The sequence below is a fragment of the Streptomyces sp. NPDC102406 genome (assembly GCF_044765725.1).
Taxonomy (GTDB): domain Bacteria; phylum Actinomycetota; class Actinomycetes; order Streptomycetales; family Streptomycetaceae; genus Streptomyces.
The window spans coordinates 145,245-162,897 of sequence record NZ_JBIWKP010000001.1 but is presented as its reverse complement, the minus strand read 5'-3'; the positions used below and the strand labels follow the sequence as shown (position 1 = coordinate 162,897).

The 17,653-nt window shown below is 73.6% G+C and carries 14 protein-coding genes; 9 read left to right on the top strand and 5 right to left on the bottom strand.

Annotated elements, in window-relative coordinates:
• Positions 1-18: 18 nt before the first annotated feature.
• Positions 19-273 carry a DUF2530 domain-containing protein gene (locus ACIRF8_RS00820; protein WP_404209493.1) on the top strand — a complete coding sequence of 85 codons (255 nt, stop codon included), beginning with the start codon at positions 19-21 and terminating at the stop codon, positions 271-273.
• 40 nt (positions 274-313) lie between these two features.
• Positions 314-2,713, top strand: a complete 2,400-nt coding sequence (locus ACIRF8_RS00815; RefSeq protein WP_404209492.1) for an HAD-IC family P-type ATPase — start codon at positions 314-316, stop codon at positions 2,711-2,713.
• A gap of 21 nt (positions 2,714-2,734) precedes the next feature.
• On the opposite strand, the gene ACIRF8_RS00810 is transcribed toward ACIRF8_RS00815, so the two are convergent.
• Positions 2,735-5,857: a sacsin N-terminal ATP-binding-like domain-containing protein gene (locus tag ACIRF8_RS00810; protein WP_404212198.1), complete on the bottom strand. Its 3,123-nt coding sequence runs from the start codon at positions 5,855-5,857 to the stop codon at positions 2,735-2,737.
• A gap of 218 nt (positions 5,858-6,075) precedes the next feature.
• Entirely contained in the window at positions 6,076-7,002 is a 927-nt protein-coding gene (locus ACIRF8_RS00805; RefSeq protein WP_404209490.1) for a DUF3027 domain-containing protein, read from the bottom strand.
• A gap of 347 nt (positions 7,003-7,349) precedes the next feature.
• Between ACIRF8_RS00805 and ACIRF8_RS00800 the strand changes: the two genes are divergently transcribed.
• The 4 genes from ACIRF8_RS00800 to ACIRF8_RS00785 all read left to right on the top strand — a co-directional run bounded on the left by ACIRF8_RS00800 (position 7,350) and on the right by ACIRF8_RS00785 (position 10,780).
• Positions 7,350-8,690, top strand: a complete 1,341-nt coding sequence (locus ACIRF8_RS00800; RefSeq protein ID WP_404212196.1) for an MFS transporter — start codon at positions 7,350-7,352, stop codon at positions 8,688-8,690.
• A 94-nt stretch (positions 8,691-8,784) separates the two neighbouring features.
• Positions 8,785-9,261 carry a DUF2771 domain-containing protein gene (locus ACIRF8_RS00795; RefSeq protein WP_404209488.1) on the top strand — a complete coding sequence of 159 codons (477 nt, stop codon included), beginning with the start codon at positions 8,785-8,787 and terminating at the stop codon, positions 9,259-9,261.
• On the top strand, positions 9,231-9,935 hold the full coding sequence (locus tag ACIRF8_RS00790) for a futalosine hydrolase (RefSeq protein WP_404209486.1): 705 nt from the start codon (positions 9,231-9,233) through the stop codon (positions 9,933-9,935). Before ACIRF8_RS00795 ends, ACIRF8_RS00790 begins: the two co-directional genes overlap by 31 nt.
• Positions 9,932-10,780 carry a 1,4-dihydroxy-6-naphthoate synthase gene (locus ACIRF8_RS00785; protein ID WP_404209484.1) on the top strand — a complete coding sequence of 283 codons (849 nt, stop codon included), beginning with the start codon at positions 9,932-9,934 and terminating at the stop codon, positions 10,778-10,780. Before ACIRF8_RS00790 ends, ACIRF8_RS00785 begins: the two co-directional genes overlap by 4 nt.
• Positions 10,781-10,803: 23 nt before the next feature.
• On the opposite strand, the gene ACIRF8_RS00780 is transcribed toward ACIRF8_RS00785, so the two are convergent.
• Positions 10,804-11,187: a cold-shock protein gene (locus ACIRF8_RS00780; protein ID WP_164305339.1), complete on the bottom strand. Its 384-nt coding sequence runs from the start codon at positions 11,185-11,187 to the stop codon at positions 10,804-10,806.
• 165 nt (positions 11,188-11,352) lie between these two features.
• Between ACIRF8_RS00780 and ACIRF8_RS00775 the strand changes: the two genes are divergently transcribed.
• Complete coding sequence (locus tag ACIRF8_RS00775) at positions 11,353-11,610, top strand: hypothetical protein (protein ID WP_404209482.1); 258 nt, start codon at positions 11,353-11,355, stop codon at positions 11,608-11,610.
• Here the strand turns inward: ACIRF8_RS00775 and ACIRF8_RS00770 are convergent.
• Positions 11,583-12,221 (bottom strand): HAD family hydrolase, encoded by a 639-nt coding sequence (locus ACIRF8_RS00770; RefSeq protein ID WP_404209480.1) that lies wholly within the window; start codon positions 12,219-12,221, stop codon positions 11,583-11,585. The genes ACIRF8_RS00775 and ACIRF8_RS00770 overlap by 28 nt on opposite strands.
• 50 nt (positions 12,222-12,271) lie before the next feature.
• Positions 12,272-13,330, bottom strand: coding sequence for a hypothetical protein (locus ACIRF8_RS00765; RefSeq protein ID WP_404209478.1), 1,059 nt, complete (start codon positions 13,328-13,330; stop codon positions 12,272-12,274).
• Positions 13,331-13,461: 131 nt separating this feature from the next.
• Here ACIRF8_RS00765 and ACIRF8_RS00760 point away from each other — a divergent pair, with 131 nt between their 5' ends.
• Positions 13,462-15,927: a helicase-associated domain-containing protein gene (locus tag ACIRF8_RS00760; RefSeq protein WP_404209476.1), complete on the top strand. Its 2,466-nt coding sequence runs from the start codon at positions 13,462-13,464 to the stop codon at positions 15,925-15,927.
• 86 nt (positions 15,928-16,013) lie between these two features.
• Positions 16,014-17,651: a DNA repair helicase XPB gene (locus tag ACIRF8_RS00755; RefSeq protein WP_404209474.1), complete on the top strand. Its 1,638-nt coding sequence runs from the start codon at positions 16,014-16,016 to the stop codon at positions 17,649-17,651.
• The last annotated feature ends 2 nt before the right edge of the window (positions 17,652-17,653 follow it).

The following is a 17,653-nucleotide window of genomic DNA, read 5'->3' as shown; positions in this document are numbered from 1 at the left end:
CACTCGTAGACTGTGCGCATGGCGAAGTGGATCCCGCAGCACGAGGCACCGGAACCCCTGGAGGGTCCCGTCGTCGCCACCGTCACCGGCGGCACCATCCTGTGGTTCGTCCTCTTCCTCGTCCAGTTGCCGTTCTACGGCTGGTTCGACGACCACGGACGCACCTGGTGGGTGTGGACGTGCCTGGCCGGTGCCGGGCTCGGACTCATCGGCATCTGGTACGTCCGCAAGCGTGACGCCGCGATCAAACGGGCGGCGGCCCAGGTGTCCTGACCCCGCGCACCACCGCGGAATCGCCCGTACTGTCGGATTCATGACGCACATCGACGCGGGCGCCGAACTGGACCCGGTGCACCCGGTGCCTGTCCCGGGGCGGGCGACAGGGCTCACCGGCGCCGAGGTCGCGGAGCGCGTCGCCCGCGGCGAGGTCAACGACGTACCGGTACGCAGCTCACGCTCGCTCACCGAGATCGTCCGCGCCAACGTCTTCACCCGCTTCAACGCGATCATCGGCGTGCTCTGGCTGATCATGCTCTTCGTCGCGCCGATCCAGGACAGCCTCTTCGGCTTCGTGATCCTCGCCAACACCGGCATCGGCATCGTCCAGGAGTGGCGCGCCAAGCAGACCCTGGACGCGCTCGCCGTGGTCGGCGAGGTCCGCCCGACGGTACGCCGCGACGGGGAGGCCACCGAGGTCGCCACCTCCGACATCGTCCTGGGCGACCTCATCGAGGCCGGTCCCGGGGACCGCGTCGCCGTCGACGGCACCTGCGTCGAGGCCGACGGCCTGGAGATCGACGAATCCCTGCTGACCGGCGAGGCCGACCCGGTCGTGAAGCGGCCCGGCGACGCGCTCATGTCCGGCTCCTTCGTCGTCGCGGGCACCGGCGCGTACACGGCGACGAAGGTCGGACGGGAGGCGTACGCGGCCCAGCTCGCCGAGGAGGCCAGCCGCTTCACCCTCGTCCACTCCGAACTGCGCTCCGGCATCTCCACCATCCTCAAGTACGTGCAGTGGATGATGGTCCCGACCGCGATCGGCCTGGTCGTCAGCCAGCTCGTCGTCAAGGAGCACGGCTTCAAGGACTCGATCGCCCGCACCGTCGGCGGCATCGTGCCGATGGTCCCCGAGGGCCTCGTCCTGCTCACCTCCGTCGCCTTCGCGATCGGCGTCATCCGCCTCGGCCGCAAGCAGTGCCTCGTGCAGGAACTGCCCGCCATCGAGGGGCTGGCCCGCGTCGACACCGTCTGCCTCGACAAGACGGGCACCCTCACCGAGGGCAGCATGGACGTCGCCGCGCTGCGCCCGCTCGGCGACACCGACGAGGAGTACGTCCGCCGGGTCCTCGGCGCCCTCGGCGCCTGCGACCCACGGCCCAACGCCTCCCTCCAGGCCGTCATCGACGCCTACCCGGACCACGGACGGTGGCGCTGCACCCAGGCGCTGCCCTTCTCCTCCGCCCGCAAGTACAGCGGCGCCGCCTTCAGCGAGGACGACGGGACGCACAGCGCCTGGCTGCTCGGCGCCCCCGACGTCCTGCTGCCCGACGGCGACCCGGCCCTCGCCGAGACCGAGGAGCTGAACCGGCGGGGCCTGCGCGTCCTGCTCCTCGCCCGGGTGCGCGAGGACCTGGAGGACCCGCGCGTCAAGGAAGGTGCCGAACCGGCCGCGCTCCTCGCCCTGGAGCAGCGGCTGCGCCCCGACGCCGCCGACACGCTGCGCTACTTCGCCGAGCAGGACGTCAAGGCCAAGGTCGTCTCCGGCGACAACGCCGTCTCCGTCGGCGCGGTGGCCGCCAAGCTCGGCCTGAGCGGCGCCGAGCACACCGTCGACGCCCGGACCCTGCCCGAGGACCGCGCGGAGATGGCCGACGCGCTGGACGCGGGCACGGTCTTCGGCCGCGTCACCCCGCGGCAGAAGCGGGACATGGTGGGCGCGCTCCAGTCCCACGGGCACACGGTCGCGATGACCGGCGACGGCGTCAACGACGTGCTCGCGCTCAAGGACGCGGACATCGGCGTCTCGATGGGCTCGGGCTCGGAGGCGACCCGGGCCGTCGCCCAGATCGTGCTGCTCGACAACAGCTTCGCGACACTGCCCTCGGTCGTCGCCGAGGGCCGGCGCGTCATCGGCAACATCACGCGCGTGGCCACCCTGTTCCTGGTCAAGACCGTCTACTCGGTGATCCTGGCGCTGCTCGTCGTCTGCTGCCAGGTCGAGTACCCGTTCCTGCCCCGGCACCTGACGCTGCTGTCGACGCTGACGATCGGCGTCCCCGCGTTCTTCCTGGCCCTCGCGCCGAACACGGAACGCGCGGAGCCGCACTTCGTGCGCCGCGTCATGCGGTACGCGATCCCGGGCGGGGCCGTCGCGGGCCTCGCCACCTTCGTGATGTACATGATCGCCCGGCACTTCTACCGGGGCTCGGGCGCGCTCGACGCGGAGACCAGCTCGGCGACGCTGACGCTGTTCCTGATCTCGATGTGGGTGCTCGCCATCATCGCCCGCCCCTACACGTGGTGGCGGGTGTGTCTGGTGGCGGCGATGGGGCTCGGGTTCCTGCTGGTCCTGGTGGTGCCGTGGCTCCAGGACTTCTTCGCGCTGAAACTGGTGGGCTCCACCATGCCGTGGACGGCGGTGGGCGTCGCGGCGGTCGCGGCGGTCGCCCTGGAACTCCTGTGGAAGTGGGTCGGCCGCCGCTTCACCGGCTGAAAGCCTGTCGCCGAAAGGCTCTCAGTCGAACCAGCGGTCCCGCGCCAGCTCCGCCGTGCGGGACGGGTCCTCCAGGAGCGCCGCCACCTCGAACCGCCGCGGCCACTGCCCCGCCGCCCACGCGAGCCCCGCCGCGACACCCTCCAGGGTCGCCGCGTGCACGGTGCCGTCGGGGGTGCGACGCCAGTCGACCTCGGTCCCGGCGACGTACAGCTCCTCGTGTTCGACGTACGAGTCCGGGACCGCGGGCCCGAGGAGGGTGCGGACGGCGTCGGGCACCGGGTGCTCGACGCCCTCCCCGCTCACCTCGGCGTCGACGGCCTCGCTCAGGCGGCGCACCTGGAACAGCTCGGCGAGGTGCGCGGCCCCGGCCGGGGCGACCGGCAGCAGCGCGCGGCCACCGGCGAGCGGCAGCAGGTCGGGGGCGTCGGCGACGAGTGCGTCCCGGGCGTCCACGACGACCACCTCACCGTCGCGCACCGCGCGCACCTCGTCCGGGAGCGTCACCTGCTCGGGATCGAGCTCGGCCAACGCCCCGTAGATCGCGTGCAGTTGAGCCGCGCCCACCTCGCGGTCCGGATCGGCGAGGCGGTCCAGTAGTTCGGCGGCGCCGCCGGGCTCGTCGAGCAGCGCGGCGACGGAGGTGCGCACCCCGAGGGAGCGCAGCACCTGCTCGTCGTCGAAACCACCGGCGTCGGCGGACTCGTACAGGCCGACGAGGAGCGGGTCCGTGCCCGCGGCGCGCAGTCCGGCGGGGCGGCGGCCGTCGAGGACCGGGTTGCCGCGCAGCCACCACGCCGTGTACGGGCGGACGAGTTCATGGGTGCCGTCGGGCAGCAGGACGCGGACGGGCTGGGTGAGGGCGTCGCGCAGCGGCGGCCTGGACAGCAGGGCGAGCGCCTGCGGCCAGCGGTCCTCGTCGACCAGGTCGAGGTCGCGTACGGCGATCAGCTCGGTGGCGACGGGCGGTACCGGCGTGTCGGGCAGCCGGTCGAGGACGTCCTCGCACCACACGTCGACGGCGTCGAGGAGACCGGGATCGTCGGGCTCGGGGTAGTCGGAGTCCCCGGAGTAGCGGGGTTCGAGCTCGTCCGGGTCGAGGACCACGTCGGTGGCGCGGACCAGGGCGAAGGTGGCGAGCACCCCGCAGGCGGCGAGCGGCTGTTCGCCCCACCGCTCGGCCAGCTCCTCGTCGACGTAGGGGAGTTCCCCTTCCCGGACGACGGAGGCGAGGGGGCTGCCGGGCAGCAGCAGCTCGGCGGCGGGGGCGAGTTCACCGTTCTCGTCGGGCAGGGCGAGGGCGCCGAGCCACGGCTCGTCGACGGGGTCGAGGTGGGCGTCGCGCACCAGGGCGAGGACGACGTCGGCCAGCTCGTCGACGCTCAGGGTGCCCTCGTCGTCCCAGGCGGGCTCGTCGTCCAGGGACGCGGCGACGGCGGCCCGCAACTGCGGCGTCCGCAGCACGGCGCGGGGCGTCGCGGGCAGCGCGCCCAGCTTCTCCAGGAGCGGGTGTGCGGCGTCGGGGTGGGCGACCTTGAGGCCGAGCCGGGCGAGGGAGTCGCCGGGCGGCGTGGACGCCTCGCCGGTCGGCAGCAGCACCTGGCGCGGCCCGATGACGGTCCGGCCCCCGGCGAGCGGTACGGGCAGCCCGCTGAGCCGGTCGGGGTCGACCCCGGCGAGGGAGTCGTAGAGCCGCCGCCACCAGCCGGGCTCCTTCTCCAGGCCGGCCAGCCGGTCGATCGCCTCGGTCAGCGGGACCCGGGCGACACCGACCGTGCGCAGCTCCGCGCGGCGTTCGAGCCCGGCGGGCAGCAGGCAGGGCAGCACCTCGGCGAGGACCCGCACGGTGTCGGCGCCGACCCCCTCGACGACCTCCGCTTCACGCGGCCGGAGGGCGACGGGCCGCCCGGTGTCCTCGTCGTCGGCCTCGGCGACGGGTTCGAGCGCGGGCGGCAGGAACGCGACGCGGGGCAGGCGGTGCAGGATCGCGGCCCGCAGCGCCCCGTCCAGTTCGCTCTTGCCGAGCGGGCCCGGCACCAGGTCGAGGATGCCCGGGCCCACCGGCCGCCAGTCGCCGAGCAGTTCGGCGTACGCGTCGGCGGCCCGCTCCGTGAGGAACGCGGTGAGCGGGCCGGGCGCCACATGCCGCCGCGCGGTGTCCAGCGGGAACGAGCCGATGAGCAGCGCGGGCACCCCGAGGGCCTCGTCGCTCGGGGTGGGGGCGTACAGCACGGGCTCGCTGAGAGGCCGTCGCGGGGCACCCTCGTCGTCGACGGGCACCGCCCAGGTGACGGACCAGTGGGGGCGCAGCCGCTCCTCGACGGGCCGGTCGGCGAGCAGGTCGGAGGTGAGGGCACCGGAACGGGTGACGGTGCGCCAGCGCAGTTCGGCGGGTACCCGGGCGTCGTCCGAGACGACCGTGTACGCGTCCGCGGCGCGGCGGCGCAGCACGCGCGTCCCGGCGTCGGTGGTGACGGTGACCTCGGCGAGACCCGGCAGGGCCAGCAGCAGCGTGTCGTCGATGTCGGCGAGGAGGCGGGCCGCGAGCGCCTCCGCGGCCTCGTCGCGCAGCGGCAGGATCACGACGGTGTCGTACGGCTCGGGGGCCTGCCCCTCGGCCGCGAACGGGAGCCGCAGCAGCGGTACGTGGCCGTCCCTGCGGCGCAGTTCGTCGCCCAGGGCCGGGCTGTGCCGGGCGGTGTCGGCGGCGGCGATGCGCGCCTCCCCCAGCGACCACCGCACGCCCCCCGTACGGCCGACGACGGCGGGCTCGTCGCTGACGGCGAGCACGGCGGCGAACCCGACCCCGAACCGGCCCACCGCCCCCACCGCCCCGTCGACGGGCTCTCGCTTGGCGGACGCCCGCAGGGTGGACAGGGACTCGACCCCGGCGGCGTCCAGCGGCGCCCCGGTGTTCGCCGCGGCCAGCACCCCGCCGCGCAGGGTGAGCGCGAGCCGGCCCTCGACACCCGCGCGGGCGGCGGCGTCGGCGGCGTTCTGTGCCAGCTCCACGACGAGCCGGTCCCGGTAGCCGCCGAGCGCGAGATCTTCCTCGGCGTTGGCGTCCTCCCGGAACCGGGCCGCGCTCCCGGCCCACGCGTCGAGCACCCCGCGCCGCAATCTGGCGGTGCCGAACGGGTCCATGTGGCCCGGTGCGGCTTTGCTGACGCTCACGGGTGTCTCCTTCTGGGCGCTGTCATCGGTGGGCCCGCACGGTATCGCGGCGCTCGCGGGGGCCCGTTCGGCGCGTCGCCGGGTGCGGCCCGGTGGGGCTTCTCGCGCAGTTCCCCGCGCCCCTGAGGCATGCGGCTTCGCCGCAGCCCCATGAGGGCGCACGCAGTGCGCCTTCCAGGGGCGCGGGGCTACGAGTGCCCCAGATCCTCCACGCCGTCGGCCGGCGCCGCCCCGACCGAGCCCCCGTCCGCGTCCAGGCGCAGCGAGAACGGGTCGAGCCGGGTCTCGTCGATCACCGGCGGGGCCGGCCGCGGCGCCTTCGGCATGACCGCGGCCTCCGAGTGCCCGCCGCAGCCGTACGCCAGCGAGACCACTCGCCCGTCGGCCGGCGAGAACTCGTTCGCACAGACACCGAACGCCTGACCGAGCGAACCGCCGATCGGGGCGAGGAACCCGCACGAGACACAGGTCGCCGGGGCCGCCTGCGCCATCGGGGTCTTCGCCCCGAACGACTCCTCCCAGCGGTCGGCGGCGACGTGCAGGCCGTAGCGCGAGAGCACCCGCGCCCGGCGCATGCCCAGCTCCTCCGCGACCGCCGCGATCGAGCCGCGCGTCGGCACGACGGGCAGCTCCGACACCGGGCCCTCGGTGACCTCGGCGTCCTCGGCCTCGACGAGCTCGGTCATCTCCTCGGAGAGCAGCGCGTTCGGCGGCGGCGCGTCCTCGCCCGTGTAACCGGGCTCCAGCCGCAGATCGTCGGCCTCGGTGGGCAGCAGATCGCCGGGGCCCATGTCGCCGGGGCGCAGCCGCTCGCTCCAGGGCACCCACTCCGGGGCGAGGAGGGCGTCGGGGCCGGGCAGCAGCACCGTCTCGTCGAGAGTGACGTACTTGGCACGCGAGGCGCGGGCCACGGTGACGGCCCACCGCCAGCCGCGGTAGCCGAACTCCTTGCACTCGAAGAGGTGCGTGACGACACGGTCGCCCTCGACGACGATGTCGACGTGCTCGCCGACCACTCCGGGCGCGGCGGCCTCCTCGGCCGCTGTCCGGGCGAGGTCGACCGCCTCGGCGCACAGACGGTCAGGGGTGCGGCTACGCGTTGTCGCTGCGCTCACAGGTATCGCTTCTCTCCTACGCCGTCTCTCGAGTGCGCCATCCTGTGTGCGGGAGCGCGGACGGAGCGGACCGGAGGGCCGCGTCGACGTCCGCACCCGACGTTCCGGGCGCACCTACGTCATCCATTCTGCGGGATGGCCGAGAGGCGCGCGGCCGATAACAACCGCCGCGGGCGCGCTACGCACGCTACCTCCTCCCGCGCTCCGCGCCCACACCGACGTACGAGCCGCACCTGACGCGAAAGCCGACCCGCGTACCCATATCGGCACTAGTACGCCCGTTCCCGGGGCACTATGACGGGGTGGCAACCGCGCGGTCGGCATACGCACACAGCGGTTCGGGCCCGGTGCGCGGGGCCGTCCGCAGGATCGGGCGTGCGCTGCGACGCCCGTTCACCGGCACGGGACGCGGTATCCGAAAAGTGACACACGCGCACGGCGCGGGCGAGTCGGGTCTCGGAAAACTCATCGAACTCCACGCCGTGAACGGCGCGGGCGACGTCATGATCACGGTGGCGCTCGCCTCGACCGTCTTCTTCTCCGTCCCCACGGACGAGGCCCGCGGCCGTGTCGCCCTCTACCTCGCCATCACCATGGCGCCCTTCACCCTGCTCGCCCCCGTCATCGGCCCGCTCCTGGACCGGCTGCCGCACGGGCGGCGGGCCGCGATGGCCGGATCGATGGCCGCCCGGGCGCTGCTCGCCCTGGTCCTGTCGAGCGCCGTGGTGACCGGCGGCATCGAGCTGTACCCCGCCGCACTCGGCGTCCTCGTCGCCTCCAAGGCCTACGGCGTCGTCCGCTCGGCAGTCGTGCCACGCCTCCTCCCACCTCGCTTCTCCCTGGTCAAGGCCAACTCACGGGTGACGCTCGGCGGACTCCTCGCCACCGGGGCCGCCGCACCCGTCGGAGCGGGCCTCCAGATGCTCGGGCCGCGCTGGCCCCTCTACGGCGCCTTCGTCCTCTTCGTGGCGGGGATGTTCCTGTCGTTCACGCTGCCGCCCAAGGTCGACTCGGCCAAGGGCGAGAGCAGGGCGCTGCTCGCCGCCGACGAGGCCCATCTGCACGGCCCCGTGAAGCGACAGCGCAGACCGGGCCTGCGGACCGTCGGCACCGCCGTCACGCACGCCCTCGCCGCCAACGCCGCGCTGCGCTGCCTCTCCGGGTTCCTGATCTTCTTCCTCGCGTTCCTGCTGCGCGAGCATCCGCTGACCGGGCAGAGCGCGGCCGTCTCCCTCGGTCTGGTCGGCGTGTCGGCGGGCGCGGGCAACGCCCTGGGCACGGCCGTCGGGGCGTGGCTGAGAGCGCGGGCGCCCGAGGTCATCATCGTGACGGTCGTCGCCGTGGTGCTCGGCGCCGCCATCACCTCCGCGATCTTCTTCGGCGCCTTCATGACGGCCTGCCTGGCGGCCGTCGCCGGTTTCGCCCAGGCCCTCGCCAAGCTCTCCCTGGACGCGACGATCCAGCGCGACGTACCGGAGGCCGTGCGGACGTCCGCCTTCGCCCGCTCGGAGACCCTGTTGCAGGTGGCCTGGGTCCTGGGCGGAGCCATCGGCATCGCGCTGCCCCTGAACGGGACACTGGGCCTCTCCGTGGCGGCCGGGATCGTGGCACTGGGCTGGCTGTCGACGGCCCGCGGCCTCCTGTCGGCGGCCCGCAGAGGCGGACCGGCACGGTCGCGCGTGGCGTAGTCCGGGGCCCGTCCGCGCGGCTCACCCCGGGACCGGCCACGCCGACGGGCGACCCACCCCCGGGCCCACCGGCGGCGCCCGATAGCCTTCGGCCATGACCTCCCAGCGTTTCGTAGTGCGCCACAGGCGCACCGTGGCCGCCGTCGGTGCCGTCGGCGCCGGACTGCTCGTGCTCTCCGCCTGCGACAAGCCGACCCCGCTGGCCACCGTCACGGTGGGCCGCTCCTCGGTGAACTCCGACGCCTCCTGCCACAACGACGGCAAGGCCCTCAAGGCCTCGTCGCTCGAAGGCTGCCTGAAGGACAAGAGCGCCAAGACCATCAAGGTCGATCCCGACGAGACGGTCCGCTTCGGCGTCGACCCGGAGATCGCGGACAAGGGCTGGACGATCCTGATGAACGGTCAGCCCCTGACCGACGCCAGCAAGAAGACGTACCGCACGGTCCCCGGCAGCGTCTTCTTCAACCAGCAGTACGGCGCCACCGGCGGCTCCACCACCGTGACGATCCTGGAGGGCGGCAACTCCAAGGCGTACGGCCTGTGGTCGTTCAAGCTGAAGAAGGACTCCTGACGGACACCGGCACGACGCGCACCCGCGTACTGATCGCCACCGCCGTCCCGGCCGAACGGGACGCGGTGGCACGCGGACTGCCCGCACCCCACCCGGCGGTCGACGTCATCGCCGTCGGTGTCGGCCCCGCCGCCGCGGCGGCCGGCACCGCCACCGCACTCACCCGCGCCGCCCTGGCCGACCAGCCCTACACCCTGGTCGTCTCCGCCGGGATCGGCGGCGGTTTCGCCGCCCCGCCCGGCACGATCCTGGTCGCCGACGCGATCACCGTCGCCGACCTCGGCGCCGAGACCCCCGAGGGCTTCCTGCCGGTCACCGAACTCGGCTTCGGCACCGTCACCCACCGTCCCCCGGCGTCCCTCGTACGAGACCTCGCCGCGTCCACCGCCGCCACCGTCGGCACCGTGCTCACCGTCTCCACCGTGACCGGCACCGCCGACCGCGCCGCCCTGCTCGCCCAGCGCCACCCCGGCGCCGTGGCCGAGGCCATGGAGGGCTTCGGCGTCGCCGAGGCCGCCGCCGCGCACGACGTGCCCGTGGCCGAGATACGCACCGTCTCCAACGCCGTCGGGCCCCGCGACCGCGCCGCCTGGCGCATCGGTGACGCTCTCGCGGCGCTCACCGACGCGTTCGGGAAGGCGGCGCCCGTACTGGAGAGTTGGAAGACCACATGACGACACGCATCGCCTTCTCGCCCTGCCCGAACGACACCTTCGTCTTCGACGCCTGGGCCCACGGCCGCGTCCCGGGCGCCCCCGCGCTCGACGTGACGTTCGCCGACATCGACATCACCAACGGGGTCGCCGAGCGCCGCGAGGACACGTACGACCTCCTCAAGGTCAGCTACGCGGTCCTGCCGTACGTCCTCGACGACTACGCGCTGCTGCCGTGCGGCGGCGCGCTCGGCCGCGGCTGCGGTCCGCTGGTCCTGACCCGTGAGCCGGGCGTGGACCTGAGCGACAAGCGGGTCGCCGTGCCGAGCGAGACCTCCACGGCCTATCTCCTCTTCCGTCTGTGGGCGGCGGACACCGTCCCCGGCGGCGGGGTCGGCGAGATCGTCGTCATGCCCTTCCACGAGATCATGCCCGCGGTACGGGACGGCAAGATCGACGCCGGGCTCGTCATTCACGAGGCCCGCTTCACGTACCAGAACTACGGCCTGCACAAGCTCGCCGACATGGGCGAGCACTGGGAGGCCACGACCGGCCTGCCGATCCCGCTCGGCGCGATCATCGCCCGCCGCGACCTGGGCGCCGAGAAGCTGCGCGCGTACGCGGAGACGATCCGCGCCTCCGTCCGCGCCGCCTGGGACGACCCCGAGGCGTCCCGCCCCTACGTGATGGAACACGCCCAGGAGATGGACCCGGCCGTCGCCGACCAGCACATCGGCCTGTACGTCAACGAGTTCACGGCCGACCTCGGCGAGGACGGCTACGCGGCCGTCCGGGGCCTGCTGACGCGGGCCGCGGCCGAGGGCCTGGTCCCGGCCCTGGCCCCGGACGCGCTCACGTTCCCGTAGCCCCCCCGTGGAACCGCGGGGGCTCAGACGTCCAACTGGTCCGCCACCGCCCGCAACAGCCCAGCGATCTTCGCCCCCGCGGCCTTGTCGGGATAGCGCCCGCGCTCCAGCATCGGCGTGATGTTCTCCAGCAGCGTCGTCAAGTCCTGGACGATGGAGGCCAGTTCGTCCGGCTTGCGGCGCTGCGCCGCGGCGACGGACGGGGTCGGGTCGAGGATCGTGACGGAGAGCGCCTGGTCACCGCGCTGACCGGCGACCACTCCGAACTCGACGCGCTGGCCGGGCTTGAGGGCGTCGACACCGTCGGGAAGTACGGAGGAGTGCACGAAGACGTCGCCGCCGTCGTCGCGGGAGAGGAAGCCGAAGCCCTTCTCGCTGTTGAACCACTTGACCTTGCCGGTAGGCACCTGAAGTCCTCGTCCTCGTACTAGAAAGAAAACGCTCTGGATAGCAGTACAGCGGGTCGTGGTCCGACCCGCCGTGACCAAGACTATGGGTCCCGGGGCCGGTGGCAAGACGTCGCCGGACAGTCGGCTTGCTTGTCCCTCCGGCCTGGGAACTACCCTTGCGGGGTGCGCGACAAAACCCAAGTCAATTCCCGGGCGGCCGAGCCGGGGCCCGGTGACGGTCTCGTGAGGGCGGGGGGCATCGTCTTCGTCGTGGGGGCGATCGCCACCCTGGTCACGGTGGCCCCGCTGTTCCTCGACACCGACCCCTTCCCGCCCATCGCCTACGCCGTCTGCATGCTGATGGGCGTCGGTTTCCTGCTGGCCGCGGCCGGTGTGGTCCGGGGCGTCTCCGCTCAGCGGCGGGCGGCCCGCTCCACGTAGCCGTCCAGCCAGGCCGGGAAGGCGGTCAGGTCGGGGAGCACCACGTCGGCGCCCGCCGCCCGCAGCTCGGCGGCGTCGCAGGGCCCCGTCGTGACGGCCACCGAGAACGCGTCGGCCGCGCGTGCCCCGCGTACGTCGCCGACGTGGTCGCCGACGTAGACGCTCGCGCCGTGCTCGCGCAGCGCCTCCGCCTTGCCCTCGGCCCAGAGGTCGCCGACGACGACGTCCGCGTCGATGCCGAGGTGCGCCAGGTGGAGCTTGGCGTTCGGCTCGTACTTGGCGGTGACGACCATCGTGCGACCGCCCGCGGCGTGCACGGCGTCCATGGCTTCGTGGACGCCTGGCAGCACCAAGGTCGCCTCGATGGCGTAGGTGGGGTACATCGCGCGGTAGAGCTCGGCCGTCGCCGGGATCCGCTCGGCCGGGAACCACTCGGCGAGTTCGTCGACCAGGGGCGGCCCGAGCCGGCTGATGGCCAGGTCCGCGTCGACGTGCACGCCGGTCCGCTCGGACAGGGCCACCCAGGTCGCCCGGATTCCGGGGCGCGAGTCGATCAGCGTCATGTCGAGGTCGAACCCGACGGTGGGGGCGGGGTCTATGTGGGCAGCCATGCCCCCATTGTGCCCGCGCCCCACCACCGTCGATCAGAGGCGTACGCCTCTCAGACCCGGCCGCGCTGTGAGCGCCACACCAGGTACAGGGCGGAGCCGATCGCGGCGCACCGCAGGACCCAGGGCCATGTCTCGCCCAGCGCGGCGTTCATCTGTCCCTCGGCGATCGGGTCGCCCCATCTCCCGGTGCTGCGTCCCCAGAGCCAGCCGATGCCGCCGGCCACGGCGAGGGCCGGCATGCCGAACACGGCGAGTTTCTTCTGGCCCATGGTGAGGCGCCGGGAGAGGTAGACGACGGCCCAGCCGATGAGGAGCGCGAGTACGTTGCCGAGGACGGCGCCCGCGACGAGGGCCGCGGCGGCGAGCAGGAGCAGCGGGTTGGTCCAGCCGCCGGCCGGGGCGACGCGCGGCACGTTCCGTGGCATGAAGCGCCGCGTGCGGCGCGGCGCGTACTCCTCGGCGTCGCCTTCGTCGTCCCCGTCGCCGCTGCCGCTCGTGCCGCCCGTGTCGCTCGCGGGTTTGCCGAGCGGGACGACCGGCCGGGACGGTGTGGAGGGCGGGGGTTTGAGGATGTCCGGGATCTCGATGCCGCCCGTGAACCCGGGCACGCTGTCGGTGTCGGTGAGCGATCCGCCGCCTGCCCCGATCCGCCACCAGTCGGTCTCCTCGCCGGACGCGCCGAGTTCGTCGGTTCCGGCGAGGTGCGGTGGTGAGGGCAGGTCCGAGGGGGCGCGCGCGGGTTCGGACGTGGGGCCGCGCCGGGGGCGGGGCACGCCCGGGACGCGGGGGATCCTGCGGCGCGGGGAGCGGCTCTTGGGGTCGCCGTCGCGTTGCTCGGGAAGCGGGCGGGTGAGGGGTGCCGCCGGGTCGGTGGCGGGCCCGCCGTTCTGGGCGCCGCTGACTATCCGGTCGGGGGTGCCGAGCCGGTCCAGGATGCGGCGGACGGCGGCCGGGCTGTCGACGGTGGCCCGTGCGCGGTGCCGGTCGATCTCCCCGCGCAACTCCGTCACCAGGCGCATCCGCGTCGCCGACGGGAGTTGCCGCTGCTGGGCCAGGTCGCCGACCCGGCTCAGATAGTCGAAGACGAGCTGATCACTCTCGATCCCCACGAAGTCCCCTCCGGGGTGCAGCAGTTGTTGTCCCGACGGTATCGCGAATGCCGGGGGCCGCCAGAGCGCGCCCCGCAGCGCGGCGGCGAGAGAGCGAAGGCCGCGGGGCCCGGCCCGCTACCGTGGGTCAGATGAGCCCCAACGAGCAGAACCCGGCGGTGACCGCGACGACCCCGTCAGCCCCGCGTTCCCTGGCGGAGGCCCTCCGCGCCAGGGACGACGCCTCGCTGGCCCGCCTGCTGCGTGCCCGCCCCGATCTGCTCGGCCCGGTACCCAGCGATCTGACGCAGCTCGCCACCCGGGCGGGCACCCGTGCCTCGGTGGTGCGGGCGCTCGATCGTCTCGACCGGTTCACGCAGCAGGTGGCGCAGGCGCTGGCGGTGGTTCCGGAGCCGACGGCGTACGGGACGCTGCTGGGCTTGCTGCCGGGTGAGGACGCCGCGCGGGCGTTGCCGGGTGCGGTGGCGACGTTGCGGGAGCAGGCGTTGCTGTGGGGCGGCGACGATCAGCTCCGTCTGGTGCGCACGGCTCGTGAACTGCTCGCGCCGGGTCCGCAGCATCCTTCGCCCACGGGTCTGGGTCCGACGGTCGCGGAGGCCACGGCGGGTATCTCGCCGACCCGGTTGCAGGAGATCGTGGCGGCGGCGGGGCTGCCCTCGACGCACGACAGTGTGTCGGCGGTGGCGGCGCTGACGGAGTTGTTCACCGATCCGGACCGGATGTCGGCGTTGCTGGACGAGGCGCCGACGCAGTCCATCGACGTGTTGAACCGGCTGGTGTGGGGGCCGCCGTACGGGCAGGTGACGGCGCAGCCCGCGGCGCACTTGCGGTGGCTGCTCGACCGGGGGCTGCTGTTGCCCACGTCGCCGGGGACGGTGGTGCTCCCCCGGGAGGCGGCGTTGCATCTGCGCGGCGGCCGGGCGCACCGTGAGCTGGAGCCGGTGGCGCCGGAGGTGCGGGAGAAGGCGGCGCACCGTCCGCAGGTGGTGGACGCGACGGCGGCGGCGCAGGCGTACACGGCGCTGGCGACGGTCGAGGAGCTGCTGAAGGACTGGGACGAGGGCGGCCCGGCGGTGCTGCGGGCGGGCGGCCTGAGCGTGCGGGACCTGAAGCGCACGGCGTCGGCGCTGGACTGTACGGAACCGCAGGCGGCGTTCTGGGTCGAACTCGCCTACGCGGCGGGTCTGCTGGCGGCGGACGGTGAGGCCGACGAGCGGTACGCGGCGACGCCCGCGTACGACGAGTGGGTGGAGCGGCCCGCGGCGGAGCGGTGGGCGCGGCTGGCCGCGGCGTGGCTGCCGGCGACGCGTACGGCGGGGCTGGTGGGCGGCCGGGACGGCAAGGACCGTACGTTGTCGGCGCTCGGCCCGCACCTGGATCGTTCGGCGGCGCCCGAGGTGCGCCGCCGGGTGCTGACGCTGCTGGCCGGGTTGGAGGAGGGTGCGGCGCCCGATCCGGAGTCGGTCCTGGCGCGGCTGACGTGGGAGCGGCCCTCGCCCGCCGCCCGTGAGCTGCGGACGCGGCTGGCGGAGTGGACGCTGTCGGAGGCCGAGTTCCTGGGGGTGACGGGTCGCGGGGCGCTGTCGGCGCACGGTCGCGCGCTGCTCTCGGAGCAGGACCCGGCGCCGTCGGGTCGGGGCGTGGCGACGGCGGAGGCGGAGCGGCTGATCGCGCCGCTGCTGCCCGAGCCGCTGGACCATGTGCTGCTTCAGGCGGACCTCACGGCGGTGGCCCCGGGGCCTTTGGTGCGTCCGCTGGCGGAGGCGCTGTCCGTGCTGGCCGACGTGGAGTCGAAGGGCGGGGCGACGGTGTACCGGTTCACGCCGGGTTCGGTGCGCCGGGCGCTCGACGCGGGGCGTACGGCCTCCGACCTGCACGCGTTTTTGGCTCAGCACTCTCGTACGCCGGTCCCGCAGCCGCTGACGTATCTGATCGACGATGTGGCGCGGCGCCACGGGCATCTGCGGATCGGGGCGGCGTCGGCGTACGTGCGGTGCGACGACGACGCGCTGATGGGCGAGATCCTGGCGGACAAGCGGGCGGCGGCGCTGCGGTTGCGGCGGCTGGCGCCGACGGTCCTCGCGGCGCAGGTGGACCCGGGCACGCTCCTGGAGGGTCTGCGGGCGATGGGTTTCGCGCCTGCCGCGGAGACGCCCGAGGGCGATGTCCTGATCACGCGCGCGCACGCGCACCGCACGTCGGCGCGCACGGCGCCCGAGCCGGTTCCGGACGGGCCGGCGCTGCCCGACGGCCCGCTGCTCGACGCCGCGATCCGGGCGATCAGGGCGGGTGACGTGGCGGCGACGGCGCCCCGCAAGGAGCCGCGGGAGGCGGTGGCGTCGGCCGGTCCTGCGGACGGGTTCCCGCGGACGGCGGCGGCGGAGACGCTGGCCACGATGCAGGCGGCGGTCCTCACCGGCGACACCCTGTGGATCGGCTATGTGAACGCGGAGGGCGCGGCCAGCCAGCGCGTCATCGCCCCGATCCGGGTCGAGGGCGGCTTCGTGACGGCGTACGACCACACGGCCGAGGAGGTCCGTACGTATCCGCTGCACAGGGTGACGGGCGTGGCGGAGCTGGAGCCGGACGCGAACTGAGTCACTCCGCGCACGGTGCGGCATGCGGCACACTGGACGTTTGGCCACACCCAGCCAGGCTGGCCCAAGCAGAAAGGGTGCCGCGTGTGAACGGTCCACTCATCGTCCAGTCGGACAAGACCCTGCTCCTGGAGGTCGACCACGAGCAGGCCGACGACTGCCGTCGGGCGATCGCCCCGTTCGCCGAGCTGGAGCGGGCCCCGGAGCACATCCACACGTACCGGCTCACCCCGCTGGGGCTGTGGAACGCGCGGGCGGCCGGGCACGACGCGGAGCAGGTCGTGGACGCGCTGGTGCAGTACAGCCGCTACCCGGTGCCGCACGCGCTGCTGGTCGACATCGCCGAGACGATGGACCGCTACGGGCGGCTCACGCTCTCCAAGCACCCGGCGCACGGCCTGGTGCTCACCAGCACGGACCGGCCGGTCCTGGAGGAGATCCTGCGCTCGAAGCGGGTGCAGCCGCTGGTCGGCGCCCGTATCGACGCCGACTCGGTGGCGGTGCATCCTTCCGAGCGCGGGCAGATCAAGCAGACGTTGCTGAAGCTGGGCTGGCCGGCCGAGGACCTCGCCGGGTACGTGGACGGCGAGGCGCACCCGATCGAGCTGGCGGAGGACGGCTGGGCGCTGCGCCCGTACCAGAAGCAGGCGGTCGAGGGGTTCTGGCACGGCGGTTCCGGTGTGGTCGTCCTGCCCTGCGGCGCGGGCAAGACGCTGGTGGGCGCGGGTGCGATGGCGCAGGCCAAGGCGACGACGCTGATCCTCGTCACGAACACGGTGTCGGCGCGCCAGTGGAAGCACGAGCTGGTGAAGCGGACGTCGCTGACGGAGGACGAGATCGGCGAGTACAGCGGTACGCGCAAGGAGATCCGTCCGGTCACGATCGCGACGTACCAGGTGCTGACGACGAAGCGGAAGGGTGTCTACCCGCACCTGGAGCTGTTCGACTCCCGTGACTGGGGGCTGGTCGTCTATGACGAGGTGCATCTGCTGCCCGCGCCGGTCTTCAAGTTCACGGCCGATCTCCAGGCGCGCCGCCGTCTCGGCCTGACGGCGACGCTGGTCCGCGAGGACGGCCGTGAGTCGGACGTCTTCTCGCTGATCGGCCCGAAGCGGTTCGACGCGCCGTGGAAGGAGATCGAGGCGCAGGGGTACATCGCACCCGCCGACTGCGTGGAGGTCCGGGTCAATCTCACGGATGCCGAACGTCTCGCGTACGCGACGGCGGAGGCGGAGGAGAAGTACCGCTTCTGCGCGACGACGGCGACGAAGCGCAAGGTGACCGAGGCCCTGGTGCGCAAGCACGCGGGTGAGCAGACGCTGGTCATCGGCCAGTACATCGACCAGCTCGACGAGCTGGGCGAGCACCTGGACGCGCCGGTCATCAAGGGCGAGACGACGAACGCTGTGCGCGAGAAGCTGTTCGAGTCGTTCCGGCAGGGCGAGATCAGCGTCCTTGTCGTCTCGAAGGTCGCGAACTTCTCGATCGACCTGCCCGAGGCGACGGTCGCCATCCAGGTGTCGGGCACGTTCGGTTCGCGCCAGGAGGAGGCCCAGCGCCTCGGCCGGGTGCTGCGTCCGAAGGCGGACGGCCACGAGGCCCGCTTCTATTCGGTGGTCGCCCGCGACACGATCGACCAGGACTTCGCGGCGCACCGCCAGCGCTTCCTGGCCGAGCAGGGGTACGCGTACCGGATCGTGGACGCGGACGAACTGCTCGCTTAGGG

Bases quoted from the DNA above. Each gene is read 5' to 3' on its own strand.
- ACIRF8_RS00795 (WP_404209488.1), top strand. From the start codon at position 8,785: ATGACCTCCCAGCGTTTCGTAGTGCGCCACAGGCGCACCGTGGCCGCC.
- ACIRF8_RS00785 (WP_404209484.1), top strand. From the start codon at position 9,932: ATGACGACACGCATCGCCTTCTCGCCCTGCCCGAACGACACCTTCGTC.
- ACIRF8_RS00760 (WP_404209476.1), top strand. From the start codon at position 13,462: ATGAGCCCCAACGAGCAGAACCCGGCGGTGACCGCGACGACCCCGTCA.
- ACIRF8_RS00815 (WP_404209492.1), top strand. From the start codon at position 314: ATGACGCACATCGACGCGGGCGCCGAACTGGACCCGGTGCACCCGGTG.
- ACIRF8_RS00770 (WP_404209480.1), bottom strand. From the start codon at position 12,221: ATGGCTGCCCACATAGACCCCGCCCCCACCGTCGGGTTCGACCTCGAC.
- ACIRF8_RS00820 (WP_404209493.1), top strand. From the start codon at position 19: ATGGCGAAGTGGATCCCGCAGCACGAGGCACCGGAACCCCTGGAGGGT.
- ACIRF8_RS00810 (WP_404212198.1), bottom strand. From the start codon at position 5,857: ATGGACCCGTTCGGCACCGCCAGATTGCGGCGCGGGGTGCTCGACGCG.